Annotated in this window: 2 protein-coding genes and 1 pseudogene; all 3 read right to left on the bottom strand. The window is 42.6% G+C overall.

Annotated features, from left to right (window positions below; genetic code table 11):
• Nucleotides 1-191: pseudogene (locus tag WEIDD23_RS14850) on the bottom strand (carboxypeptidase M32); the annotation flags it as partial.
• Nucleotides 192-294: 103 nt separating this feature from the next.
• Nucleotides 295-1,674, bottom strand: coding sequence for an amino acid permease (locus WEIDD23_RS09350; RefSeq protein ID WP_010374207.1), 1,380 nt, complete (start codon nucleotides 1,672-1,674; stop codon nucleotides 295-297).
• A 326-nt stretch (nucleotides 1,675-2,000) separates the two neighbouring features.
• On the bottom strand, nucleotides 2,001-3,173 hold a 1,173-nt coding region (locus WEIDD23_RS13740), incomplete at its 5' end, for a helix-turn-helix domain-containing protein (protein WP_207644210.1).

The following is a 3,173-nucleotide window of genomic DNA, read 5'->3' as shown; positions in this document are numbered from 1 at the left end:
GCCTTGGCTTGATCACCCGTCGAAACACCCAGATACTTTTCTGTTAAATAACTTTGCAATTCTGCGCGGAACTCGCTGGCATCCTTAGGCATACCAGTCAGCTGGTCCCACCCCGCTAAAGCCATAGTTTCTTCCAGTAAAGCTTGTTCCTTGAGCAATGCGCGCAAATCCTGTCCTGTCAATGTCGTCATATCCATCCTCCAGTTTAATCCGTGCGTTTATTCTAATCTAAATTTAATAAAAACACAAATAAAGGTGAGATAACAATTGTTATCCCACCTTTTTACATATGATTTAGTTAAATTTCATACCATATTTTTTATGACTGTACCAGCCATAACCCACGGTCCAAGCAATGCCACCTAACGCAGCAATTGTATCCGTCTTATCCAAGAACAATGTCACAAAGATAAAGAGAAAGAATAGCAACGTCAAAGGACTAGCAACTTTATAAAACGGCATCTTAAACCCGTCTTCAATGAAATCTGCACTGGCCCGATACTTGCGGTGCGCAATCATGATTAAGCTATAAATAACCAAGGTAATCGCTGCCGTAGCTGACGCAAAGAAATTAAACGCTGACTCAAAAATTGGTAATGCGTTAATCACAGGTGTAAGCATAATCAAAATCGCTGAGAACAAAATTGCGCGGGCTGGAATCGCCTTTGTTGACAAGCGCTTGAAGTAGTCTTGCCATTTACCGGTATTTTCAAGGGCCAGCGCGTAGACATCACGACCAGCTGAATAAATCAGTGTGTTTAATGCTGACATCGCAGCGGTCAACACCACAAAGTTCAGCAAAGCCGCCGCCCAATCAATCCCGATTAACTTAAAAATAAAGACGAACGGGCTTTGATCAGCTGGTAAATAATGCCAATCATAAATTGACATGATAATGGCCAAAGCTCCCACATAGAACACCAAAATACGGAACAACACCGTGTTAATTACCTTAGGCATGACTTCACGTGGATTTTTGGTTTCAGCAGACATCAAACCGACAAATTCAATTCCCACGAATGCAAAGAATACCATTGGGAACGCCATCATAAAATTCATGCCCCCATTTGGAAACAGCTGGAAATGGTGGGTAATGTTTGCAAATGACACCACCCCACCGTGAACGCCTGGTGTTTTAAAGCCGGTAATCATCATCAAAATTCCAGTAATGATAATACCCAGAATGGCAATAATTTTAATTGAAGAGAACCAAAACTCCGCCTCTCCAAAAAATTTGACTGCGACCAAGTTCACACCAACCAATAGTAACATCACGACAATTTCAATTAGCCATGCCGGCATCGTTGGTAGCCAGAATTGGACATATTTACCAATCGCCGTTAACTCCGCCATTGCCGGTAAAATTAACGTAATCCAGTATGACCAGCCAACGAAGTGACCAGCGCCAGGCCCCAGATATTTAGACACAAAACTCACAAACGAATTGTTATCTGGGTCTGCATAGAGTAGCTCGCCGATTGCGCGCATCATAATGTAAAGGAAAATTCCCGTTAATAGGTACACGAACAAGATCGATGGTCCTGTCAGACTAATCGAGTCGCCCGCACCTAGAAATAATCCCGTACCAATTGTGCCACCAATGGCAATCATCGTGACATGTCGTTTAGACAAACCCCGTTGTAATGAATCTGGTGCCGTATTTTTATCAGCCATCCCCGACTCCTTTTTAAATCATAACTTTATTTGTTTTATTACGGTTGCGTTTACAGCAACGTTGAATATAATACCACATTTCCCCGCCTTGAAACATGGTTTTATGCAAAGATATACAATTCTAAACCGTATATCCATAAAATATGCATATATACATAAAAACACCCACGATTTGGTTAGAATCACGGGTGCTCTTATGTATATGGTTATTGTTTAATTAGGTTAGTATTAAACATTATATGAGAAAAGTGTCGAGTCGGTTAACTCTCAACATTAGCTATTCTACCGACTCTTTGTCATCAGCGAGGAAAACTTCCCGCTCATGTCTACTTTTTCGCCAAATGTTCTCGCCACATAGCATTAAACAACGTTTTGTACTTATCGGTAATTTCAAATTCACCAACTAGTTCATCATAGTCAGCAAAAAAATCAACGAGGTGGCCAACCGCCTCTTCTGGATTAGTGAAGTATGTGCGGTAGTTTTCATACATCAAGAAGCGCCAACGCCACGAGGCATACTTTAGTGCCTTGTCATCGCGTTTTTGCTCTTCAAACGCAACTTGTAAAAGCGCATCCAGTAATTCTTGGTTACCTTCAAACATTGCTTTAAATATCGCATACTCAACGCCTTCAACAACACGGTTGGCATAAGTTCGTTGCAAAATATTATCAACATCATTCGCGTGCGTCATATTCACCATCATATGGACGCCAGCCACTGAATCGACTGCCATCCACGCCAATTTCAAAATACGAAATTCTGAATCATGCCAGGTGTCCATACTTTGTAGCAGCCGTTGCGCCTGTTGGCCCAACGACTTTGCTTCTTCGCTGGCATACCACCGGCCATCCAGTCGACTACCAATGATCATGCGTAGCTCCAACCATTGTTCCAGAAATCCTAAGTGGCCAGTTTCGTCGTAGCGCATTTTCGCCTGCGCAACCGCCGTTGGTATAAACGTCTCAGCCACGAACTGAAGATTGTACTTCACACGATACGTCGCGTCATTAAATTGTGGTACAACGGCATCCAAATCACCAGGCATTAACCCGAGATGTGGCATCAGCGTCAACAAATCGTTCACCCGAAACGACGCATCATCGTCATACATCCGGTAAACCTTGGTTTTTGAAAAACCATATTGCGCCAGCTCCTGTACCTTGATCCGCTTATCACGAATAACTTGGTGCAAATAGTCACCAATACTCGTTAATTCAAATGGTGGCACAATTTCAGCGTAATACGATAACTGTTGGAGACCAGTCGGCGTACCCGTCTCTCGCACAGTCTGGGATTTCGTCCAGATATCGGTCATAGATACCTGCAAATCATTCATCGTGATAACATCAATTTGCAATCGACGGGCCGCTGCCAAAAAGTTTTCAATACTGTCCCGACGGTTATCATTACCCGACATAATCCAACCGTTAATAAAATTAAGTAACCGTTTCAACGATCGCATTTCCACATTTGAAGATCGCGTTGGCTGATGATTAAT

Origin of the sequence: Weissella sp. DD23 (genome assembly GCF_001579105.1) — a bacterium.
GTDB classification, from domain to species: Bacteria; Bacillota; Bacilli; order Lactobacillales; family Lactobacillaceae; genus Weissella; species Weissella cibaria.
The sequence above is the reverse complement of the archived record's forward strand: the minus strand, read 5'-3'. Positions and strand labels throughout refer to the sequence as shown.